The 22,262-nt window shown below is 46.9% G+C and carries 27 protein-coding genes and 1 riboswitch; of the genes, 3 read left to right on the forward strand and 24 right to left on the reverse strand.

All coding sequences use genetic code 11. From position 1 onward, the window contains the following. Positions 1-66: 66 nt before the first annotated feature. From ribH to AB447_RS03455, 9 genes are all read right to left on the reverse strand, one after another. The gene (gene ribH, locus AB447_RS03415; protein ID WP_048352891.1) at positions 67-531 is read right to left on the reverse strand and encodes a 6,7-dimethyl-8-ribityllumazine synthase; all 465 of its coding nucleotides are present in this window, start codon (positions 529-531) and stop codon (positions 67-69) included. Between the two features lie 34 nt (positions 532-565). Further along, on the reverse strand, positions 566-1,762 hold the full coding sequence (locus AB447_RS03420) for a bifunctional 3,4-dihydroxy-2-butanone-4-phosphate synthase/GTP cyclohydrolase II (RefSeq protein WP_048352890.1): 1,197 nt from the start codon (positions 1,760-1,762) through the stop codon (positions 566-568). 19 nt (positions 1,763-1,781) lie between these two features. Next, positions 1,782-2,429, reverse strand: coding sequence for a riboflavin synthase (ribE, locus tag AB447_RS03425; RefSeq protein WP_048352889.1), 648 nt, complete (start codon positions 2,427-2,429; stop codon positions 1,782-1,784). A gap of 11 nt (positions 2,430-2,440) precedes the next feature. Beyond that, entirely contained in the window at positions 2,441-3,529 is a 1,089-nt protein-coding gene (ribD, locus tag AB447_RS03430) for a bifunctional diaminohydroxyphosphoribosylaminopyrimidine deaminase/5-amino-6-(5-phosphoribosylamino)uracil reductase RibD (protein WP_048352888.1), read from the reverse strand. 117 nt (positions 3,530-3,646) lie between these two features. After that, a riboswitch (FMN riboswitch) is annotated at positions 3,647-3,794 on the reverse strand. A 101-nt stretch (positions 3,795-3,895) separates the two neighbouring features. Continuing rightward, positions 3,896-4,240, reverse strand: coding sequence for a hypothetical protein (locus AB447_RS03435; RefSeq protein ID WP_048352887.1), 345 nt, complete (start codon positions 4,238-4,240; stop codon positions 3,896-3,898). Positions 4,241-4,762: 522 nt separating this feature from the next. Continuing rightward, entirely contained in the window at positions 4,763-5,200 is a 438-nt protein-coding gene (locus AB447_RS03440; protein ID WP_057957436.1) for an Hsp20/alpha crystallin family protein, read from the reverse strand. 137 nt (positions 5,201-5,337) lie between these two features. Next, positions 5,338-5,586 (reverse strand): hypothetical protein, encoded by a 249-nt coding sequence (locus AB447_RS03445; protein WP_048352885.1) that lies wholly within the window; start codon positions 5,584-5,586, stop codon positions 5,338-5,340. Next, positions 5,576-6,706: a response regulator aspartate phosphatase gene (locus tag AB447_RS03450; protein WP_048352884.1), complete on the reverse strand. Its 1,131-nt coding sequence runs from the start codon at positions 6,704-6,706 to the stop codon at positions 5,576-5,578. The genes AB447_RS03445 and AB447_RS03450 overlap by 11 nt, the downstream gene beginning before the upstream one ends. Before the next feature lie 236 nt (positions 6,707-6,942). Further along, on the reverse strand, positions 6,943-7,380 hold the full coding sequence (locus tag AB447_RS03455) for a peptidylprolyl isomerase (RefSeq protein WP_046129819.1): 438 nt from the start codon (positions 7,378-7,380) through the stop codon (positions 6,943-6,945). 307 nt (positions 7,381-7,687) lie between these two features. On the opposite strand from AB447_RS03455, the gene AB447_RS03460 reads away from it, so the two are divergent. After that, positions 7,688-8,536 carry a DUF1002 domain-containing protein gene (locus AB447_RS03460; protein WP_411801417.1) on the forward strand — a complete coding sequence of 283 codons (849 nt, stop codon included), beginning with the start codon at positions 7,688-7,690 and terminating at the stop codon, positions 8,534-8,536. Between the two features lie 54 nt (positions 8,537-8,590). Here the strand turns inward: AB447_RS03460 and AB447_RS03465 are convergent, their stop codons facing one another. After that, positions 8,591-9,394 (reverse strand): poly-gamma-glutamate hydrolase family protein, encoded by an 804-nt coding sequence (locus AB447_RS03465; RefSeq protein WP_048352883.1) that lies wholly within the window; start codon positions 9,392-9,394, stop codon positions 8,591-8,593. 202 nt (positions 9,395-9,596) lie between these two features. On the opposite strand from AB447_RS03465, the gene AB447_RS03470 reads away from it, so the two are divergent. Beyond that, complete coding sequence (locus tag AB447_RS03470; RefSeq protein ID WP_053075364.1) at positions 9,597-9,800, forward strand: hypothetical protein; 204 nt, start codon at positions 9,597-9,599, stop codon at positions 9,798-9,800. Positions 9,801-10,075: 275 nt separating this feature from the next. Here the strand turns inward: AB447_RS03470 and lysA are convergent, their stop codons facing one another. Further along, positions 10,076-11,398, reverse strand: coding sequence for a diaminopimelate decarboxylase (gene lysA / locus AB447_RS03475; protein WP_048352882.1), 1,323 nt, complete (start codon positions 11,396-11,398; stop codon positions 10,076-10,078). Positions 11,399-11,760: 362 nt separating this feature from the next. On the opposite strand from lysA, the gene AB447_RS03480 reads away from it, so the two are divergent. Further along, positions 11,761-12,072, forward strand: a complete 312-nt coding sequence (locus AB447_RS03480; protein WP_048352881.1) for a hypothetical protein — start codon at positions 11,761-11,763, stop codon at positions 12,070-12,072. A 39-nt stretch (positions 12,073-12,111) separates the two neighbouring features. Here AB447_RS03480 and AB447_RS03485 read toward each other — a convergent pair whose 3' ends face one another. From AB447_RS03485 to deoB, 13 genes are all read right to left on the reverse strand, one after another. After that, positions 12,112-13,581, reverse strand: a complete 1,470-nt coding sequence (locus AB447_RS03485; RefSeq protein WP_048352880.1) for a spore germination protein — start codon at positions 13,579-13,581, stop codon at positions 12,112-12,114. Beyond that, complete coding sequence (gene spoVAEA / locus AB447_RS03490) at positions 13,541-14,143, reverse strand: stage V sporulation protein SpoVABEA (RefSeq protein ID WP_048352879.1); 603 nt, start codon at positions 14,141-14,143, stop codon at positions 13,541-13,543. Before spoVAEA ends, AB447_RS03485 begins: the two co-directional genes overlap by 41 nt. 6 nt (positions 14,144-14,149) lie before the next feature. Then, positions 14,150-14,500 carry a stage V sporulation protein AE gene (gene spoVAE / locus AB447_RS03495; RefSeq protein ID WP_048352878.1) on the reverse strand — a complete coding sequence of 117 codons (351 nt, stop codon included), beginning with the start codon at positions 14,498-14,500 and terminating at the stop codon, positions 14,150-14,152. Then, positions 14,500-15,519 carry a stage V sporulation protein AD gene (gene spoVAD / locus AB447_RS03500; protein WP_048352877.1) on the reverse strand — a complete coding sequence of 340 codons (1,020 nt, stop codon included), beginning with the start codon at positions 15,517-15,519 and terminating at the stop codon, positions 14,500-14,502. Before spoVAD ends, spoVAE begins: the two co-directional genes overlap by 1 nt. 12 nt (positions 15,520-15,531) lie before the next feature. Beyond that, entirely contained in the window at positions 15,532-15,981 is a 450-nt protein-coding gene (gene spoVAC, locus AB447_RS03505) for a stage V sporulation protein AC (protein ID WP_046129807.1), read from the reverse strand. A 13-nt stretch (positions 15,982-15,994) separates the two neighbouring features. Then, complete coding sequence (locus AB447_RS03510) at positions 15,995-16,420, reverse strand: stage V sporulation protein AB (protein WP_048352876.1); 426 nt, start codon at positions 16,418-16,420, stop codon at positions 15,995-15,997. Then, positions 16,410-17,030, reverse strand: coding sequence for a stage V sporulation protein AA (locus AB447_RS03515; protein WP_048352875.1), 621 nt, complete (start codon positions 17,028-17,030; stop codon positions 16,410-16,412). The genes AB447_RS03510 and AB447_RS03515 overlap by 11 nt, the downstream gene beginning before the upstream one ends. Positions 17,031-17,173: 143 nt before the next feature. Further along, entirely contained in the window at positions 17,174-17,938 is a 765-nt protein-coding gene (sigF, locus tag AB447_RS03520) for an RNA polymerase sporulation sigma factor SigF (RefSeq protein ID WP_046129804.1), read from the reverse strand. A 12-nt stretch (positions 17,939-17,950) separates the two neighbouring features. Further along, positions 17,951-18,391: an anti-sigma F factor gene (gene spoIIAB / locus AB447_RS03525; RefSeq protein WP_046129803.1), complete on the reverse strand. Its 441-nt coding sequence runs from the start codon at positions 18,389-18,391 to the stop codon at positions 17,951-17,953. Then, positions 18,388-18,741 carry an anti-sigma F factor antagonist gene (gene spoIIAA, locus AB447_RS03530; protein WP_046129802.1) on the reverse strand — a complete coding sequence of 118 codons (354 nt, stop codon included), beginning with the start codon at positions 18,739-18,741 and terminating at the stop codon, positions 18,388-18,390. The genes spoIIAB and spoIIAA overlap by 4 nt, the downstream gene beginning before the upstream one ends. Before the next feature lie 93 nt (positions 18,742-18,834). After that, positions 18,835-20,007 carry a D-alanyl-D-alanine carboxypeptidase family protein gene (locus tag AB447_RS03535; RefSeq protein ID WP_048352874.1) on the reverse strand — a complete coding sequence of 391 codons (1,173 nt, stop codon included), beginning with the start codon at positions 20,005-20,007 and terminating at the stop codon, positions 18,835-18,837. Between the two features lie 149 nt (positions 20,008-20,156). Beyond that, positions 20,157-20,972 (reverse strand): purine-nucleoside phosphorylase, encoded by an 816-nt coding sequence (locus AB447_RS03540; RefSeq protein ID WP_048352950.1) that lies wholly within the window; start codon positions 20,970-20,972, stop codon positions 20,157-20,159. A 20-nt stretch (positions 20,973-20,992) separates the two neighbouring features. Next, positions 20,993-22,177 (reverse strand): phosphopentomutase, encoded by a 1,185-nt coding sequence (gene deoB / locus AB447_RS03545; protein ID WP_048352873.1) that lies wholly within the window; start codon positions 22,175-22,177, stop codon positions 20,993-20,995. Between the last annotated feature and the right edge of the window lie 85 nt (positions 22,178-22,262).

Here is a 22,262-nt window from a genome sequence, read left to right on the forward strand (position 1 = left end):
AAGGCTGGTCGCTTCACATCACATTATAAACATTTTTATAACCTTTTTAAACTCTTTTTCGGGAAATTAATGAAGCGACCGGGTCAGGTTCGCCATCTCAATCGCCGCTGCGGCGGCTTCGGCGCCCTTATTTCCGGCTTTTGTTCCAGCCCGTTCAACAGCCTGTTCGATCGTATCTGTCGTCAGCACGCCGAAGATGACCGGAATGCCCGTTGACATGCTGCTCTGCGCAATTCCTTTTGCCGCTTCGTTGCACACATAATCATAATGACTTGTCGCACCTCTGATCACCGTTCCGAGGGTGATCACGGCGTCGTACTTTTTCGTTTCAGCCATTTTTTTTGCGATCAATGGAATCTCAAACGCGCCGGGAACCCAAGCAACATCAATGTCCTCTGATTTGACCCCGTGTCTGATCAGCGTATCTTCCGCCCCGCTTAACAGTTTGCTCGTAATAAAATCATTGAATCTTGAAACAACGATACCGATTTTCAAATCTGTTCCAATTACATGACCTTCAATTTTATTCATATGAATCCCGTCCTTTTTTGTGAATGTTTTTATATTAAAAATGAAGCAAATGACCTAATTTTGTTTTTTTCGTTTTCAAATAGTTTTCGTTATCTTTATTCATTTCCATCTGCAACGGTATTCTGTCAGCAATCGTCAAGCCGTATCCTTCAAGCCCTGCGATTTTTCTCGGGTTGTTCGTCAAAAGCTTCATGTTTTTCACGCCGAGATCCCTCAATATTTGGGCGCCGATTCCGTAATTTCTTAAATCGGGCAGAAAACCGAGCTGTTCGTTCGCCTGGACCGTGTCATACCCTTCTTCCTGAAGCTTGTACGCCTTCAGCTTATTGATCAGGCCGATGCCGCGCCCTTCCTGTCTTAAGTAAACGAGCACACCGCGCCCTTCTTTTTCAATTTGCGAAAGCGCTGCAGCAAGCTGCGGACCGCAGTCACAGCGGTGCGAACCGAACACATCGCCTGTCAGGCACTCTGAATGGACGCGGACAAGCACCGGCTCATCGCCAAACGGGACATCGCCTTTTACAAGGGCGATATGCTCTTTTTGATCGATGTCGTTCGTGTAGCCAAACACTTTGAACGTCCCGAAATCCGCCGGAAGTGTAATGCTTACTTCGCGGTTGATCAGCGTTCCCTTGCTGTAGCGGTACTTAATTAAATCTTTGATCGTAATCATTTTCAAACCGTGCTGATCGGCGATTTTCTTCAATTCGGGAACCCTTGCCATCGTGCCGTCTTCATTCATGATTTCACAAATCACGCCTGCAGGTACGGAACCGCATGCCTCGGCGAGGTCGACCGCCGCTTCCGTGTGCCCTGCTCTTTTTAATACCCCGCCTTTTTTCGCAATCAGCGGGAAGATATGGCCGGGTCTTTTAAAATCTTCGGGACGCCCGTGTCTATCGATAAGGGCTCTTACGGTCAATGACCGTTCCTGGGCGCTGATTCCTGTCTTTGTATCGCGGTGATCGACGCTGACCGTAAAAGCGGTGTGGTGGGAGTCGGTATTCTCGTCCACCATCGGATGCAGGTCGAGCCTTGAAGCGATCTCTTCATTGAGCGGCGCACAGATCAACCCCCTGCCGCAAGTCGCCATAAAGTTGATTACCTCCGGTGTTGCGTGTTCAGCCAGCGCGACGAAATCGCCTTCGTTCTCTCGGTCTTCATCATCGACGACGATGATGACTTTACCTTGTTTCAGTTCGTGTATGGCCTCGTCAATTGTATGAAACATAAGCCGCTCCTCCTTTCGTTTAAAACCCGTTTTCCTTTAAAAGCGTTTCAGTGATTGTTTTCGTCTGTTTTTCTTCCTTTGCCCGATGGAGAAACCGGTAGATGTATTTGCCGATCATGTCGCACTCAACATTGACGATGCTTCCGACCTTTTTTTCGGAAAAAATCGTTTCGTCAAGCGTATGCGGAATGAGCGAAACTGTAACCTCATCGTCCGTCAAGCCGAATATCGTCAAACTTACGCCGTCAACAGCGATTGAGCCTTTCAAAACGAGCATTTCGGCAAGCTCGGGGTCCAGTTTTAAATCATAGTATATGGAGTTTTCCGCTTTTTCTATCCTTACAATGGAAGCTGTGCCGTCAACATGCCCCGACACCATATGCCCGCCGAAGCGGCCGTTTGCTGCCATGGCTCTTTCAAGATTGACGGAGCTTCCGATTTTTAAAGCGCCGAGCGATGTTGCTTTCAGCGTTTCAAGCATGACATCTGCTGTGAACTGATCTTTTTTGTAGCCGGTGACGGTCAGGCAGACTCCGTTGACCGCAATGCTGTCACCAAGCTTGACATCCTCGGTCACTTTTCTCGATGCAATGACTAAAGACATGGCGTTTCCCGTCTTTCTCATGTCTTTGATCGTTCCGATTTCTTCAATGATGCCTGTGAACATGGGTCACCACCCTATTCTGTTAAAGGTTTTGCCGAAAGTTTCAAATCCCGGCCGATTTTGGTTATGGATGTGAATCGTAATAAGGGGACATCTTTCATCGATTGAAAGCCTTCACCGGAGATGGCGCTGGGAGAAGAGAGCCCTCCGATTAATTTTGGGGCAAGATAGAAGATGATTTCTTGATAAAGCCTTTCTTTGACAAAGCTTGCGTGAACGGTTGATCCTCCTTCGACATACACCGATGTGATGCCGTTTTCCGCCAGGTGCAAAAGCACATCCCGCACGGAAATCGTCTCCGTGTCCAGCACAGTGACCCGAACGCCTTTGTCTTCCAGAGACCGGACGGTTTCGGGATCGGCATTGGCGCCTGCATAAATCCAAGTAGGCGCTGCTTTGTCATGAATGACTTTCGCGCCAGGCGGGATCGTCAAATTCGTGTCAAGGATTACACGGACCGGCTGATGTGCCGTATCGGGCAGGCGGCATGTCAGACTCGGGTCATCCGCTTTGATGGTGCCTACGCCGACTAAAATGCTTTGATGATTTTTCCGGTATGCGTGTGCATCCAGCCTGGCTTCTTTTGAGGTGATCCATTTGCTGTCACCGGTTACCGTGGCGGTTTTGTCATCGAGGCTTACCGCGGCTTTCAGCGTGACATACGGCATTCCCGTCCGCATAAAATGCATGAATTTTTCATTCAGCTCTTCCGCCTGTTCTTTGAGAACGCCTGTTGCGACTTCGATCCCCGCTTCTTTCAGCATGCTGATTCCCCTTCCCGATACAAGGGGATTCGGGTCTTCGGCTGCAACAACCGCTCTCTTCAAACCGGAGCGAATAATCAGCTCGGCACAAGGCGGCGTTTTCCCGTAATGGCTGCACGGTTCAAGCGTGACGTATATCACCGCTCCCTCTGCATGCCGGCCCGCCATTTGAATGGCATGCACCTCGGCATGCGCTTCGCCGTATTTTAAATGCGCGCCCATTCCGACGATCTGTCCGTCTTTGACGACGACCGCTCCGACAAGCGGGTTTGCGCGCGTCTGGCCCTCGCCCTGCTTTGCAAGCTCTAATGCGAGATTCATATAGTGCTCATCAGTCATCGTATTCCCTCCCTTCTTTTAAGCATCACACAAAAAACCCCGGAATATTCGTTCCGGGGTCTGATTTTCATGCATGAGAAATAAAACTATGCGCTACAGTTTTTTTACATAGTTTTCATCATCCTTCTCCCATCCAGACTTTCACTGTCGGCTTCAGCTTTTCACTGAATCCACCGCCTGCATAAGCAAAAGCGGGTCACGGGCTCTAAAGCGTAATCGCTTTACTACCGCCGGTCGGGATTTCCACCCAGCCCCGAAGGATACAATCGATATTTTCTTGTCCTTATGCGTATTATAGCCGCAGAAAATTCAAATTGCAATGAAAACAAATCTGCCATATAAAAACTCCCCTTGCGGCAAGGGGAGTTAATTTGTGACTTTGACGACTCTGATCAACCCGTCAATTCTGTTAGCATTGCTGAAGTAAGCCTTTACCTTGTCTCCTTCTTTAATGTCGGACAGCTTTTGATCAAGATTTTTTGAATTAAAGATAATCTTTGTGCCGTTATCCGAAATTCCTTGATACTCCGTTCCATCGATCTTAGTGATTTTATATTCGTAAACGGTATAGTTTTTTTCTTCAGATGAAACCGTTTGGCTGAGCGCCGTCGAAACATCTTTCATACTTCCGTTTTTTAAATAATAAAAGCCTCCTGCCAAGACAGCCGCCAACACAAGCAGGATTGTAAGCTTGACTCTTATTTTCCCCATGATCAAAACCTCCAGAACACGTTCTGAACTATCTATATGTTTTTCCCCTTCAATTGATGAAATCAAAACATATTCGTTTCAGACGGAAAATACGTGGTTTTTAAGTATAACGCAAAATGAAGCCAAATCGTTTCATTTCCCCTCGAAATACTCCTAATAACCTACGAATGTACATTCTGTTTTCCGGGGCACATGGTAAAACAAGATAAAAATCGCGACAAAAAGATGATATAATTTCCAAAAATAAAATGAACGGCTTCATCCCCGCCTATATAGGACGGTCCCTTTTCTGACGGTTACCAGGAATCTTTAAGAACTTTTCTTGCTCATCAGAAACGGCCTCCTTTTTCCGATACCTAAGCATGCCAAAAGACTCATCGATTTAATTAAAACCAAAGACCTATGTCGTTTGCCGCTTTTCGTTTTGATTTATTATAAACATGATTCGGTTTCTTCTAACAATATACGAGTGTTTCTGCTATTTGTTTCAAAAAAAAGATTTCTGACTCAAGGGATCTCATCTTAATGAAATTCGACGTCTATTCTTTTTTTCAGCTCCTGCGTGTCTTTCGGCATTCTTACTTCCAGCACCCCGTTTTTATAGGACGCTTTGATCCCTTCAGTCGAGACGGGTTCAGGCAGCGTGACCGACCTGTGAAAACGCCCGACAAACCGTTCTTTCCGGTGGATGTTTTCCTCTTTTATTTCGTTTGATCTGTTTACTGAGCCGCTGATATGCAGCATATTGTTTTCGACATCAATATGAACATCTTCCTTGTTTTCGAGCCCGGGAATATCGCAGGAAGCTACGATTTCACTTTCAGTTTCGTGCACGTCTACCCGAATATCGCCAAAGCCGTGTTCCCCTCCGAAAGTTGCCGGAAAATCCGCAAACATCCGATCAAATTCCCTTCTGACGGTATTCAAATGTTTAAATGGATCATAAGGGACTAATGCCATTCTCTTTCCTCCTTGATCTTATAGTAACTTTATAATGTTCTCACACTTTATGAATTATGCGTGTCGCGCCGAAAACTGAAAGCGAAAAAGCAGTGCTCCGCCTGCGAAGCACTGCCGTTTTTTCCTGTCAAATGCCTTTATGTCACATTTCTTTCTGCGGTTTGAATCTGTGCAGACGGTTTCGATGTTACGTTTCTTTCCGCTGTTTGAATCGGGGCGGATGGCTTCGATGTTACGTTCCTTTCAGCGATTTGAACCGGGGATGTATTAGATGTCACATTTCTTTCTGCCGTGTTCACATCTTCTGTCTTTGCCGATAGCGCAAGACTTGTTAAAGACAATCCAATGACTGAAGCAGCGGCGGTTAACAACAGCTTAGACTTCATACGACCAGTCCCCTTTTTTGATTTGTTTGCGGGCGTTGAATACGATTTGATAGAAATAAACCGAATCGCTCAAACGCCCAATTTCATTATAGTATTCAGCCGCTTCTAAAGCCAGGTCTTCTATGTCCGGATACATTTTTCTTGACTCCATCAGCTGAAAAGTCTCCGATAATGAGTCCATACCGTCTTCATTTATATATATAGCTTGTAAGAAATGAAATTTTGATATATATATCGGATCATTTGATTGTTGAGCGATTCTAAAGCCTTCGTTAAACATGTCATGAGCCTGTTCGTTTTGCTTTAGCTTAAAATACGCAAGGGCAAGACTGAAACATGCTTTTGGGAGAATATCAGAAGTCTCTTCTTTATAAATCACAACAGCCTTGTGAAAGTATTCAGCTGCTTGATCTGCTTTCCTCATCTTGTAATAGCAGTTTCCCAAATTATAAAAAGTATGTCCTTCTAAAATCCGCTGGCCTTCTTCCCGGGCAAGCTTCAGGGCGTTTTCAAGATGCGGCAGTGCTTTTTCGCTCGATTCCAAATCGTCGTAGTTCCCGGCAATCACAAATTCACATTGAATTCTCCGCACTTTGTAAGTCTCATGCGCCTGATACGTCTCAATGGCTTGGAGCGCATAGTTCATTGACACATGGCTTTGCTTCATATGATAAAAGATTTCAGCCATTTTAAAATGAAATTCCGCTCTTTCGATTTCGTCTTCCACATGCAGGAGCTTCTTTTCTGCACGCCTGTAGAAGGAGATTGCTTTAATATAGTCATGGTTATTATATTCGTACATCCCTCTGAAAAAGTTAAAATAATAGTCAAGCAAACCCGTCAGCTTGCCTTGTTTATCTTCGATATCTTTTAATATTTCAGAAAATTCTGATGAAACTTTTTCTTCTTCCAGAGGTCTAATATAGTCAAGCATGATTCTATGTCTGAATTCCATTAAGGCGTAATACAATAATAAATCCTGATCTTCTTCCATACGGAATATGTCGCGCTCAATTTCTGCCTTGAGCATTTCCGCGTCCGTTACATTGAATTTGCGTATTGCATTATACCAATCATTGATTTTAACCCCTACTGACGCCGATGGAATTTTTACAGCCAATCCTTCCGCCCCTTTCATTTAGCAAGTTGACGTTCTTTATGCAGCGCATCGATGAATATATTTTACATAAAGGGACATTTTTTTACAATTGTTTTTTGATAAGAATTGTTTTTATTTACGAGGCTGATCAAAATCTGTTCGGTGAGGGTACATAGAGCCTTATTTGTCAAGGCAACTTGAGAATCCGCCGTTCATCAGCAAAAAAACAGCCCGCAACCTGCGGACTGTTTCTTACCTTATGCGTCGAATACTTCGACTTTTTCCATTCCTTGCCCCTGCTCCATTGAAGTGACCGCTTCAAAGCCGGAGGTGACTTTTCCGAAAACGGTGTGAACGCCGTTTAAGTGAGGCTGCGGTTCGTGCACGATAAAGAATTGGCTGCCGCCTGTATCTTTTCCGGCATGTGCCATAGAGAGAGAACCGGCTTCGTGTTTATGGGGATTCCCTTCTGTTTCGCATTTAATCGTATAGCCCGGCCCGCCAGTTCCGTTACCGTACGGGCAGCCGCCTTGGCTGACGAAGCCCGGGATGACGCGGTGGAATTTCAGGCCGTCATAGAAGCCCTCGTTTGCAAGTTTTTCAAAGTTGGCGACAGTGCCTGGAGCTGCCTCCGGATATAATTCAAACTCGATTTTTTTGCCGTTTGTTAATTGTATGTATCCTTTTTTAGCCATCATGATTCTCTCCTTTCGTTTTCACAAGGCTCATTATAGCATAGAAGGGAATCACTGAGCCAACTTCAAAAGGAGCATGGCTAAACCCCGGACTCTCAATCTATTAAAAAGGCAAATTTTAATTGAAACCTCCCGCTCTTTTCATCCGTCTATATTGTCGGAACGAATCGCGAATAAAGGTATCGTTCCGGCAGGCTTCTCCCCAAAACGAACAGCAATCTTCTGCCTGAAGCCTGCATTTTTAAGGAGGGCATACAGCTTGAAAAAATCAATACTTGGAATTTGTACAGCATTGTTTCTGCTTATCATGCCGCAGATAAGCTATGCTGACTCCGCAGTTGGAGACGTGATCATTACACTCGGTAAAGACTTGTCAGCTCAAGACAGACAAAAAGTGCTGAACGAAATGAATGCGCCTGAAAATGCGACAATTATTGAGGTGACGAATGCTGAGGAGCATAAATATTTAGGAGATTATATACCAAAAGCAGATATCGGAACGAGAGCGATTTCTTCTTCATCGATTACAGTCGCAAAAGAAGGCAGCGGTTTGGAAGTCAAAACAAACAATATCGGCAAGATTACGGATGAAATGTATTTAAACGCGCTGATGACGGCCGGGGTCAAGGATGCAAAAGTTTACGTGACCGCTCCGTTTAAAGTATCCGGAACGGCTGCGCTGACCGGGTTAATGAAAGCTTATGAAACATCATCTGATCAAAAAATTCCGGACGACGTTAAAAAGGTCGCCAATGAAGAGCTTGTCACCACGTCCAAGCTCGGCCAAAAAATCGGCGATGAAAACGCGTCAGCGTTAATGGCAAAAGTCAAAGAAGATATCGCGAAAAACGGCGTCCCGCAATCCCAGGACGAATTGGAGAAAAAGATTGATCAGGCTGCTTCCGAATTAAACGTAACACTGACGAACGACCAAAAGCAGTCGCTTATCTCTTTATTCGACAATATGAAAAACATCAATATTGACTGGAATCAGGTTGGAGACCAGCTCAACAAAGCGAAAGACAAAATTGCGAACTTCATCAACTCTGATGAAGGCAAAAACTTCATTCAACAAGTGATCGATTTCTTTGTCTCCCTCTGGAACGCGATCGTTTCCATATTTACCGGAGGCGGAACAACAGAATCAAACGGGTAATGAACACGGAAAACACCTCCTCTCATAAGGGGGTGTTTTCTTCATTGGCGGGCGTCAGGCGTGAAGGGGGTCGTAATGGTCCTTGATAAACCGCGACAGAACCTCCGTAAACCGGTAAAAGTCCTCATTTTGCGTCAAGGCTCTGTCCTTTAATGTAAACGTATCAAACAGAGACTTTCGAAAACCTGTGCTCATTTCGAGCTGAATGCTTAAACCTGTTATCGATTTGTTGGCAATATTATCAGGGCTCGTTCCCGCATATTTGTCACCTGGCCCAAGCATTTCGGCGGCAAAGCCTGCTTGATGCAATTCATCAACCAATTTGCTCATTTTATTGCGGTCTGTGCCGCCCACTTTGATATTGCGGTCTTCAGCATAGTATCCGTGAAGCGACAAAATATACTGATGCCCGGCGGCCATCTCAAGCGCCCCCGGTTCATCAAAATGGGTACTCGTAATATGGAGGCTTGAATTCCCCGATAATTTCAATCCTTCAAACAAATACATGGAATACGTGCGCGAGAGTTCGTTTGCAATTTCGCTTGTTCCAGGCTCGATTCCGCCGCCGTGAATGGCCAAGATCAACATCGTGCTGCCTGCTTGCTTTGTCGCGATTCGGTATACTGAAGGATCTTCATTTTGTTTTAACTCCTCGAAATTTGCATATTTATCGTCGGAGAGCACAGTCGGCCCTCCGTCATGAGCCAGTGCAAAAGACGGGATCAAAATCACAAAAGGAATTAAGAAAATATTCACAAAACTGTTTATTGATGTAAAACAGTTTGCTGTGTTACAATCAACACATTGCTTCAGGCATTGGAGCATACGGCGGGGTAGGGATACTTTGGTCGGTTTCATCTACCCCGCCTCTACTTCGGAATACACAGCATCTTGCTTCCTTTGAATCATAAGTTGAACCATCTCCTTTATTAAGTTTTTGTTAAATTCCCAATATTATATACAATTATCCTGTATGCTGTTCTATACAGAACCTGTTCTTTTTTCATAAAAAAAACACTTCCTTTCCCCAGGAAGTGCTGAATTCTTTTGGCAAGCGGATTTGAAAGAACGTGTCCCAAAAAAACAAGTCGCCATTTCAAAAACAAAAGCCCATTCCATCACTTTAATGAAATGCAAATCTGCAGAACTTAAAAACGGGGTTTATCAACATCCTGGACAAGACGGCAATGCGCATTCTGTAAAAGTAAACGGCGAGAGCGGCAAAGTGGTGAAACAAGACATACAGCTCATTCAGTCGCGCTAAAAACATGCAAAGGCACGGTGAAATCATCTGAGCTGAAAAAAGAAAGCGGCCGGTATATTTACATCATTAAAATTACCGATCACAGGCAAAAAGAGCATACAGTAAAAGCGAATGCGCCAAGCGGAAAAAGTTGGTTCATAAATAAAGCCTTGCTGCCCGAGACTACGATCCCGGCAGCTTTTTGATATAAAAAAAGGCGTTCCATCAGCCCGCCAAATTCCGGTCATCATAAAAAAAGCCTGCAGGATTTGTCCCTGCAGGCTTTCACTATTCTTTTACGATTGTTTCACTTTCGATTTCAGCGGCAAGTCGAGTTTGACCAAATCCTCATATGACTCCCGCTGAATGACAAGCTGCGCTTCCCCGTCTTCGACAAACACGACGGCAGGGCGCGGGATGCGGTTGTAGTTGTTGGCCATGCTGTAGCCGTAAGCGCCTGTACAGAATACGGCCAGAACGTCGCCGTCTTTTGCTTTTGGGATTTGCAAATCCCAAATGAGCATATCGCCGCTTTCACAGCATTTACCCGCTATAGATACCGTGTCATCACAGGCAGCATCCATTCTGTTCGCCAGCGCTGCTTCGTACTTCGCTTCGTAAAGCGCCGGTCTGATATTATCGTTCATGCCCCCGTCGACCGCCACATATTTGCGAATGCCTGGCACTTGTTTTTGCGAACCGATCGTATAAAGCGTCGTTCCTGCGTCCCCGACAAGCGATCTGCCGGGTTCAATCCAGATTTCCGGCATGTTAAAGCCGAAATGCTCGGCGTTTGCTTTGACCGCTTCAATGATTTTTTTGACGTAATGATCGGCGGCGAGCGGTTCGTCCTCTTTTGTATAGCGGATGCCGAAGCCGCCCCCGAGGTTCAGCACTTTCGGAGTATAAGAATAGGCGTCTCTCCACTCCGCAAGCTTTTCAAATATTTTGTCTGCCGCAAGTACAAATCCCGCGGTATCAAAGATTTGCGAACCGATATGGCAGTGCACGCCGAGCAAATGGAAAGCAGGTGACTGAAGAACCCGCTCAATCGCTTGTTCCACCTGTCCGTTATGCAGGTCAAAGCCGAATTTCGAATCTTCCTGCCCCGTCGTAATATAATCGTGCGTATGCGCCTCGACACCGGGGGTGATTCTGAGCAAAACGTCCACAGTTTGTCCCGCATGCTTACAGAGCTCCTCCGTGATCGAAATCTCATGGAAATTATCCAGCACAATGCAGCCTATGTTATGGTTAAGCGCCATCTGCAGCTCTTCCGGACTTTTGTTGTTTCCATGAAAGTGAATCCGTTCCGGAGGGAACCCTGCTTTGATCGCTGTAAAAAGCTCCCCTCCTGATACAACGTCCAATGACAACCCTTCTTCTTCGGCCAGCTGAATCATCGCAACCGAAGAAAACGCTTTGCTTGCATATGCGACTTGCGCCTTCAAATCGGCTTCCCTGAAAGCTTCCTGGAACTTTCTGGCGCGTTCCCGTATTAAAGCGACATCGTATACGTAAAGGGGAGTTCCATATCTTTCTGCCAATGATAAAACATCGACACCTCCGATTTCGAGATGTCCGTTTTCATTTTGTCTGCTTGTACCGTGTAAAAACAATTGTCATTCCCTCTTTCTCTATCTACAAAAGTGGAAGGGACAGTCCGGATCACTGCCCGATACATCTTTTTCGCTTAATGTATTACAATTTCTTATTGTGTATTATAACATTTCGTCCAAAAATCTAAACCATCATTTTGTTCAAATTTTCTTAATTTACATTTGACAGTGAATCTGCAGCCAACATCTATTTTTTATAGCATAACAGAAAACCGCAATTGATAGAAATAGGCATCAGCAACATTCCTGCACATGAAAAAATAAAAGCGGCTGACCTAGGACTTTGCCTATACGGCTGGGCATTAACCTGCATATATACATAAGCATAAAGCCAAGAAAAACGATGAAAAGAGGTTTTTCGTATGTATCAAGATTTTTATCCTTATACACATTCTGATGTTACGGACCATTCTTATGATGACGGCGCGTATGACTATAGAATTTATGAGCCGTTCGAAGGGCAAATCATTACGGCTCCGGCGAATACGAGATACTGGCGCAGAGGAACAGAAGTTTTCCTCCATTCATCAGCCATTGACCCTTACGGCCGGGAAATGCTGTATATCGCCTATCCCATCAGAAGGCCAAACAATGTTTGCAGCCTGCGTGCCGTTGCTATATCGGCCAATGAATACAGAGGCATGCAGCCTTATACGCAGAGATATCACCCGTAAACAAGAAAAAGAGGCTTGATTAGCCTCGAAAGATACGACTCACTGTCTGACCCTGTTTTTCGGATGAACGATGCTCGGTCTGACTTTGGCTCCCGGAACAGAAGTGCGCACGAGAACGTTCCAAAACGCTTTGCCGTTAAACGGGAGAAACGGCCAAAGATACGGCGTCTCCAAAGAACGGATCGAGACCATGATCATCGTTAAGATCGTAAATCCAATGACAAACCCTTCCACTTTAAACAGCGCCACCAATATGAGCATAAAGAGCTTCACCATTTTGTTCGCCAGGCTTAGCTCATAGCTTGGCGTCGTATATGTTCCGATGGCAGACAGCGAGACGTATAAAATGACTTCAGGAGAAAACAGGCCGACGTTGATCGCGATGTCTCCGATTAAGACGGCGGCGATCAAGCCCATGGCTGTCGAAAGCGGCGTCGGCGTATGGATGGCCGCCATTCTTAAAAATTCGACCCCAAGGTCAGCTAAAAAAATCTGCATAATAATCGGGATGTGGGAGTCCTTGTTTAAGCCGATATATCTCAAATTTTCCGGTAGAAGCGAAGGATCAATGACAAACAGCATCCACAGCGGCAGCAAAAACGTCGATGCCAGAATGCCGAAAAAGCGGACCCAGCGTAAAAACGTTCCCACGGCCGGTACCTGTCTGTACTCTTCCGCATGCTGGACATGATGAAACAGTGTAGTCGGCGTAATGATGACGCTCGGCGACGTATCAACAATAATAATGACGTGCCCTTCCAAGATGTGGCTTGCGGCAACATCGGCTCTTTCCGTATACCTGACGAGCGGAAAAGGGTTAAAGCCCTGCCCGACGATGAATTCTTCAACCGATTTGTCAGACATCGGCAAACCGTCGATTTTTACATTTTCGATTTCTTTTTTTAATATGCCAACAAGATCGGGGTCTGCTACATCTTCCAAATAACAAAGGCAAATATCCGTTTTGGAGCGTTCTCCGATATGAAGCATTTTATACCTGAGCCGTTCGTCCCTGATTCTCCGTCTGATCAAGGCTGTGTTGACGATAATGCTTTCGACGAGTCCGTCTCTTGCTCCGCGGACGACTTTCTCTGTGTCGGGCTCTTCCGGCGTCCTTCCGGGATAGCTTCTGACATCGACGATAAAAGCAAAGCCCGCATCCTCGACGATGATAGCGACCAGTCCTGACAGTACTTGGTCGACCGCTTCATCAAGCGTTTTCGCTTTTGACACCTGTTGGTTCAGCAGCCTGTTTTCAACGATATCTTCGGCTTCGCCTGATTCTTTTTCCGAATCGTTCAAATGAACCAGTTCCCTCAGCAGGTGAATGATGTACTGCGTATCACACAATCCGTTTACATAGTAAATCTGGATTTCCCGGTCGAGGACAAACACCTTCCTGACTCCGAGGTCAAAACTTTCTCCCATCCCGACCCGCTGTTTGAAAAATGACTCATTCTTAGAAGGATCATGGAATACTCTTGTCTTCTCTTTTTCCTGTGCACTCATCATACCCGCTCCTTTCTAAAATGAGCTCGACCGCCTTCATTGTGATCGGCGACCCTTTTTTTACATCGTCTTTCCTGCCCATTTTTCCGATATCGCCGATTCCGACGACGATTGGCACATCAAGCTGGTCAAGGCAGTAAACCGTATCTCCGCTCATTCGTTTGACATCAAATTCCCTGACTCCGTACTTGTCGACTCCAAACTCCGTCAGCTCCCCTTCCGCATCAATCGACACATCTACTTTTGTCCACTCCGCGTAGTGGGTTTTCGAAGCGACGGCGATGACGCCGAGCACCTCAATATCAGGGTGTGCAGCCACATACTTCATCGCCGTCTCTCCAGGTCCTTCCCCTTGGAGGCCGGAATCGTCAAACATTACAAACACGGGATCATGCGGCGTTTCAAGAATCATCGATACGAGCTCGGGGCCCGTTTTCACGCTCGGGTTTCCCATCGACTGGGAAATCGAGCGGCCGCCGATCTGCCTTGCCGCATATTCAATCGATTTTGCAGCATAGATATCGCCGTCTGTTACCAAAATGACTTTGCGTTTTGCTGTCATTGTTCCTTATCCTTTCGGTTTAAAAATCACAGCCACGAGAAAAGCGAATAAAATGGCAGCGGATATACCGGCGGACGTCAGCTCAAATATCCCCATTCCGATTCCGATAAAACCGTGCTCTTCAGCCTGGTGCATCGCGCCGTGCAACAGGGAATGCCCGAAGCTGACGATCGGCACGGTCGCGCCCGCCCCGGCAAACTCGATGAGCCGGTCATAGATGCCGAAGCCGTCCAGGATCGCTCCTGCTACGACAAAGGTTGACATGACATGCGCCGGCGTCATTTTGCATACATCGAGCAGGAGCTGTCCGACCACGCAAATCAAGCCGCCGACGATAAACGCAATGATGTATTCCATTACGCGTTCCCTCCTTCGGCCCGTTCGAATACAACGCCGTGGGCGATGCACGGAATCGACTCCTTCTGCTGAACAACGGTCGGGCTCAAGAGTGCACCCGTGGCTACGACAAGCACCCTGTTTAATCTTCCCGCTTCGATTTCTTTAAAAATATGGGCGAAGGTGACGACAGCCGAGCAGGCGCATCCGCTTCCTCCTGCAAACACCTGCTGATCGGGCGTATAGATCATTAGCCCGCAGTCATTGTGCTTTGTGCCGACACGAATCCCTTCTTCTTTTAACAGATCCCTTACAATCGGGCTTCCTACGCCGGAAAGATCGCCGGTAAGGATCAAATCGTAATCATCCGGAGTGCGCCCGAGATCCTCGAGATGCTGTTTGATCGTATCGGCGGCAGCGGGTGCCATCGCTGATCCCATGTCCTGCGAATCGGTGATTCCAAAATCGATGACCTTTCCGATGGTCGCGCTCGTGATTTTGATCCCGCCCGGATGTTGGCTGAGCACCACCGCTCCGCTTCCCGTTACAGTAGAGGTTGAGGTGCCTGGCTTTTGCCCGCCGTATTCCGTCGGATAGCGAAATTGCCGTTCAGCCGTTGCATTGTGGCTGCTCGTCGCAGCAAGGGCGCGTTTTGCAAAGCCGCCGTCAATCAGCGCCGAACCGAGCGCAATCGCTTCCATTGAAGTGGAGCAGGCCCCAAATAAACAAAGAAACGGAAGCTTCAAATGCCTTGCCACAAAGTTGGCGGTCACATTTTGATTGAGCAGGTCGCCTGCCAAAAAGATGTCGATGTCATCCTTTTTCAGGTTTTGTTTAGTCAATGCTGATTCGATCGCATCCTCCATCAGCTTGCGCTCGGCCATTTCCCAATTTTTTTGGTTGCAGTGCATGTCATCGTATGTTTGATCAAATAAATGTCCTAAAGGACCCTGCTTTTCCTTTGGACCAACCGCTGTGCCGCTTGAATTGACAAACAGCGGGTTTTGGAACACCCATGTTTGCTTTCCCGTTGTTTTCATGACATCTTCCTCCTAAAACAGCTTGTCAAAAGCGTAGCGGATAATTCCGACAATATACGCTGCGACAACGCCGAAGACGATCACGTTTCCGGCGAGTTTAAACATGTTCGTGCCGACGCCGAGGACATATCCTTCGCTTTTATGCTCGAGCGCCGCGCTCGCCATGCTGTTGGCAAATCCCGTCACCGGAACGGCCGAACCGGCGCCGGCGAACTGCCCGATTCTGTCGTAAACTCCGAGCCCTGTTAACAGGGCAGATATTAAAATAAGCGTGGCGACCGTCGGATTTCCCGCTGTTTTTTCATCAAAATGAAAAACGGCCATGTAAAAGTTTTGGAACGCCTGGCCGATCATGCAGATCAGCCCGCCGACGAGAAACGCTTTTAAACAGTTCAGCACATAAGGCGGAGTGGGCTGATACGTTTTCACTTTAGACTGATAATTATCTTTTAAGCTTGACATGAACATCCTCCTTTTATGACAAATGAACAAAGATCAGCCATTGAAATAAAGATCCGATAATCTTTCCGAAGACAATGGCCATCAATAAAATTAAAATCCTGTCCCCCATGCCGATCCGTTTGACCAAAATCGGCAGCACGTTCAGCACTTCCGTAAGAGCGGCCGCAAGCATTCCGATAAACAAGCCCGCGAAAAGACCGATCGGAATCATGAACCATTTCGATAAAAAAAAGCGGTTCATATTCAGCGACTCCCATCCTCCGAAGACGGCGCCGGCAATGACGGCCCATTCGTATGCCTGGATATACACTCTCGTTTTTGTCAGCTGCATCAGCCTCGGAATGATGCCCAGCACCGTGAGAAAAGCGACAAAGCCGGAACCTACTGCAACCCCTCCCGCAAGACCGAGAAAGATGATCATTATGGCGTTAATGATCATGGATATCCTTTGTCGTTTCTTTATTTTCGTGCAGGGCCACATATTGGTCCAAATCGAGCTGATATTTAAACATCTCAACTTCAAGGGGGCTGGGCTCTTCGTTGAAGCGTTTTTTAAATAAGTGGTTAAAAAACAAAATCATCCCGAGGCCAAGGCCAATGCTGTATGGAACCTGCAAAAGATAGGGGTAGCGGTTTTCTTTTCCCGTTATCATTTCATAAATCCGGATGTGCACTTCCCTCATGCTGACATCTTCATGAAAATTCATCACGGTAAGCCCCGCACCGACGAACAAAAGCAGCCAGACAGCGATGAATAACACGGGGGATAAGCCCCGTTTTGGATATTGAACCTCCACGATGGTTTCGGCACCGCCGACGGTTTGGACATCAAGGTCTGGAAACGACTTATGTATGGCTTCAATCACCTTCATCACGTCCAATACCACCAAGTTTTGATCCGATTTGCTCACCTTGTATACAGGCAGCTGTTCAAGCTTTTTTTTGCAGCGCCGGTCGCCCGCCACCTGTGCGATATCTCCGAGCTTGATCAATTCATCCGGATCGGCCACTAGACGGTGGCGGAGCCTGATAAAAACTTGACGTTCCATCTGGGTCACTTCCTATATGATGGTTATAATTGTAGTATGAGGTTCATTTCATTTATCATTCAGTACGGAATGAATGACCATAAATTACCACACCAAAAAAGCCGGCCCATCGCGGGTGCCGGCTTGTATCCGGGACTGCCTGTTTAGCTGTCGTTGTGGTCCATCTGGTTTTTGATTTGCTTTAAGATTTTTTTCTCAAGCCTGGATACCTGAACCTGGGAGATGCCGAGGCGGTCGGCAACTTCTGATTGCGTCTTGTCCTTGTAATACCTTAAGTAGACGATCAGCTTTTCTCTTTCGTCCAGGTCCTTGATTGCTTCTTTCAAAGCGATTTTATCGAACCATTTGTCCTCCGACTGGTCGGCGATCTGGTCGAGAAGCGTAATCGGGTCTCCGTCGTTTTCATATACCGTTTCATGAATGGACGAAGGCGAACGGACGGCTTCCTGGGCCAGCACGACCTCCTCGGAAGAGATCCCGAGATGTTCGGCGATTTCCTGAACGGTCGGAATTCGTCCGTTCGTCTTGGAGAGCTCGTCTTTCGCCCTCCTGATTTTGTTGCCGAGCTCCTTCAGCGAACGGCTCACCTTAACCGTTCCGTCATCTCTGATGAACCTCTGAATTTCGCCGATGATCATCGGGACGGCATAGGTGGAGAACCGGACGTCATAGGAAAGGTCGAATTTGTCAACCGATTTCAAAAGGCCGATACAGCCGATTTGAAAGAGGTCATCAGGCTCATACCCTCTGTTCAAAAAACGCTGAACGACGGACCAAACAAGACGCATGTTTTTTTCTATGAGGAGGTCTCTTGCTCTTTGATCGCCGTTCTGGCTGTTTTTAATCAGTTCTTTTACCTCATGGTCTTTAAGCTGGGTATTCAGTTCTTTTTTAACCTCCACATCCATAACAAATCTCCCTTAATTGCAAAGCGCTTTGCTTTTCGATAAGTGCTTTGTTAAGTGTATTGTGGTGCCCATTTCAGGCGAGGAATCGATCGTGATATCATCCATGAAGTTCTCCATAATGGTAAAGCCCATTCCCGATCTTTCGAGTTCTGGCTTCGTTGTGAACAGCGGCTGGCGTGCTTCTTCCAGATCCGTGATCCCGATTCCTTCATCGCGGATCGTCAAATAGACGATATGGTCTTCCAGTGTGACAGAGATATACACGGTTCCTTCGCCTGAGTTTTCGTATCCGTGGATGATCGCGTTTGTGACCGCTTCTGATACAACCGTTTTTATTTCGGTTAGTTCATCCATCGTCGGATCAAGCTGAGCGATAAAAGCGGCGACCGTTACCCGTGCAAACGATTCATTTTGGCTGAGCGCTGTAAACTGGATGTTCATCTCATTTTTCATGATGCCACCCCCAATGTTTGAAGCGCATGCTGTTCGGATTGTTCAAGGCGGATGATTTTAAACAGCCCTGACATATCGAATAATCGCTTGACGGCCGGGGAAATCGCGCAGACGATCATTTCTCCGCCCAGCTGCTGGATTTCCTTATATCGGCCCAGCACGACGCCGAGCCCTGAACTGTCCATAAACGAAAGTTCTTCAAGATTTAAGACGATATGACGAATGTCGTATCGTTCCATATGTTCGCTCACCTGGTTTCGCAAGGTTTCAGCTGTATGGTGGTCGAGTTCACCTGTCAACCGAATACAAAGCACGGATTCTTTGACGTTAAAATCGATTCCGAGGCTCATCCTCATTCCTCCTTGATATAAATCGGATAATGAGTGTTTCGATTCAGGCTTTCTAAATTCCTTCACCATGACAAAACTAGTGACCGTTCGGCATTATTCATTCCACTTCGTCCAGTTTGTCATCGTCCGCTTAAACAATGTCCACATTCCCGCTTTGTCCATGTCTTTTTCCGCGACAAGCGGGCTTTCATGCAGCACTTTTCCGTCCTTTTTCAGTACGAGCGTGCCGAGCTCGGTCCCTTTTTTGACAGGAGCCTGGATATCCGTTTTCTTTTTGATTTCCTTCTTGACGGCTTTGATGTTTTCGCCCTTTTTCGTCAAAAGGGAAATCGGTTCTGAAGTAACGAGATTGATTTTTTGCTCACTGCCTTTATTGACCTTTAATTCGGATATGACTTCATTCCGCTTATACATCGGATGGGTATTGTATTGGCTGAACGCATAATCGAGCATTTTGGTGACCTGCGCATTTCGCTCTTTCGGCGTACTGGCGCCAAAGACGACGGCGATCACACGCATATTTCCTTTTTTCGCGGAAGCCGTCAAACAGTACTTCGCTTCATTTGTGAATCCCGTTTTAACTCCGTCGACTCCCGGATAAAATTTGATCAGCCGGTTTGTATTGACAAGCCAAAACTTTTTATCGGTGTTTTCCCTTAAATAATCCTCGTACGTTCCCGTAAATTTCGTGACTTGATCATATTTCAACAGCTCTTTCGCCATGACGGCCATGTCGTAAGCCGTGCTGTAGTGACCTTCTTTAGGAAGTCCTGTCGTATTTTTAAAAGACGTGTCCTTGAGGCCGAGCTCTGCAGCCTTTTCGTTCATCCTTTTTACAAATTCCTCTTCAGATCCGGCGATATGCTCTGCCATCGCGACAGAGGCATCGTTTCCGGAGCCGATGGCGATGCCTTTCAGCATATCTTCGACGGTCATCTCTTCGCCGGGTTCAAGAAAGATCTGCGAACCTCCCATCGATGCGGCATATTCGCTCGTTCTCACCTTATCTTTCATTTTAATTTTTCCTTCATCAAGAGCTTCCATGATCAAAAGCATGGTCATCACCTTTGTCATGCTGGCCGGAGGAAGCTTTTCATGGCTGTTTTTGTTATACATGATCTTTCCGGTGTCCCGCTCGATCAAAACGGCGGATTTCGCTTCATGGGCAAGCTCCGATGTTTTCGTATCGCTTTTTTCCGCAAATGCGGCCGGCGCTGTCATAAGAATTATCGTAAAAATCATCAATGTGGATAAATGACGTTTCATCACCCAGACCTCCATTTCGTAATCCTCTCTATTTTTTCCAATAGAGGTGGATTTATACGAATGGATTGGTAAAAATTTCTCCCCACACAAAAAAGCCAATGCATGTCCTTGCTTCGGCCATGCATTGGCTTTCGTACGTGTACCATATGTTACGCTATCTCGCCGATTTTCGCGACTGCGGCTTTGATGAGGCGCAAAAAGTCTGACTTTACTTTTTCGGTTACTTCCATGACTTCATCATGAGACAGCGGCTGATCCAAAATGCCGGCTGCCGCATTTGAAATGCAGGAAATGCCGAGCACGCGGAGGCCGGAATGCCTTGCCACGATAACTTCCGGAACGGTTGACATTCCGACGGCATCAGAACCGATCGTTCTGAGGAAACGAACCTCGGCAGGCGTTTCATATGACGGACCGGAAACCGCGGTGTATACGCCTTCCTGAACCGGAATGTTCAATTCCTCGGCCGTTTGCTTTGCCATGCGGCGAAGCTCTTTGTCATAAGCTTGCGACATATCCGGGAATCTGACGCCGAGCGCTGAATCATTCGGACCGATCAGCGGGTTTGTTCCCATATAGTTGATGTGATCTGAGATGATCATTAAGTCGCCCGGACGGAACGATTCATTGACACCGCCAGCGGCGTTCGTCACGATCAGCGTGCCGATGCCCAGCTCCTTCATGACCCTTACCGGGAACGTGACTTTATCGAGTTGATAGCCTTCATAAAAATGAAAGCGCCCTTGCATCGCAACGACCGGCACACCTTTCAGCGTTCCGATGACGAGCTGCCCTGCGTGTCCTTCAACCGTAGAAACCGGAAAATCCGGAATATCTTCATATTTGATCCGGACGGCATCTTCAATTTCATCGGCAAGCACGCCGAGTCCCGATCCCAATATCAGACCGACTTCCGGTTCGTGTTTTGCCTTGCTTTTAATATATTGAGCAGCGTTTGAAATCATCTGTTTCACGTCGTATCCTCCTATTTAAGCAGGGATAAAAAGCTTTTTCCGTACTTTGGCATTTTCGTTTTGAAATTGTCGGCGATCGTTGCCCCGATATCTGCAAACGTATCAGCGGTCGGAAGCTCTGCCGCGTTTTCGTTCTTTTTGCTGTATACAAGCAGCGGAACATATTCCCTCGTATGGTCCGTGCCGTGGTGAATCGGATCGTTCCCGTGATCGGCGGTGATAATCAATAGATCGTCTTCACGCATCTTTTCAAATACTTCCGGAAGGCGCGCATCGAACTCTTCAAGCGCTTTTCCGTATCCTTCGGGATCGCGGCGGTGTCCGAACAGCGCGTCAAAGTCGACGAGGTTGACGAAACTGATGCCGGTGAAATCCTGGCCGAGCGTCTGAATCAGCTTATCCATCCCGTCCATATTCGATTTTGTTCTGAGCGCTTCCGTGATTCCCTCGCCGTCATAAATATCTGAGATTTTGCCGATCGCAATGACGTCAAAACCGTCATCCTTCATTTCATTCATCACCGTTCTGTCAAACGGCTTCAGCGCATAGTCATGGCGGTTCGGCGTCCGCTTAAACTCGCCGGGATTTCCGACGAACGGACGGGCGATAATGCGGCCGACCATATATTTTTCGTCAAGCGTCAGCTCGCGAGCGATTTCGCAGATGTGATACAGCTCTTCAAGCGGAACGACTTCCTCGTGAGCGGCGATCTGCAGAACGGAATCAGCAGAGGTATATACGATCAAGGCCCCCGTTTCCATATGTTCTGCGCCCAGTTCGTCCAAAATCGCCGTCCCTGAAGCCGGCTTGTTTCCGATTACTTTTCTTCCGGACCTTTTTTCAAGTTCCTGGATCAATTCATCCGGAAAACCGTCGGGGAATACCCGGAACGGTTTGTCTATGTACAGCCCCATGATTTCCCAATGACCGGTCATCGTATCCTTTCCGTTTGAGGCTTCCTTCATTTTTCCGTAGTAGGCGAGCGGTTGTTCGGCCCGCGGCACTCCTTTGATCTGGCGGATGTTGCTCAGCCCGAGCTTTGCCATGTTCGGCAGGTTGATGCCTCCCATATGTTCGGCGATGTGGCCTAAGGTATCCGCCCCTTTGTCGTTGAATTTTTCAGCGTCCGGTGCCTCGCCGATTCCGACGGAATCCATGACGATTAAAAAAACGCGGTTATATTGATATGCAGGCATTCTGACGGCCTCCTTTTTTCTTTCATATGATCTTTAAGCTGACCAGTTTTCGCATACTAGAAATAAATGCCGCTGTTAGTCAAGT

Origin of the sequence: Bacillus glycinifermentans, from assembly GCF_001042475.2 — a bacterium.
Taxonomy (GTDB): Bacteria; Bacillota; Bacilli; order Bacillales; family Bacillaceae; genus Bacillus; species Bacillus glycinifermentans.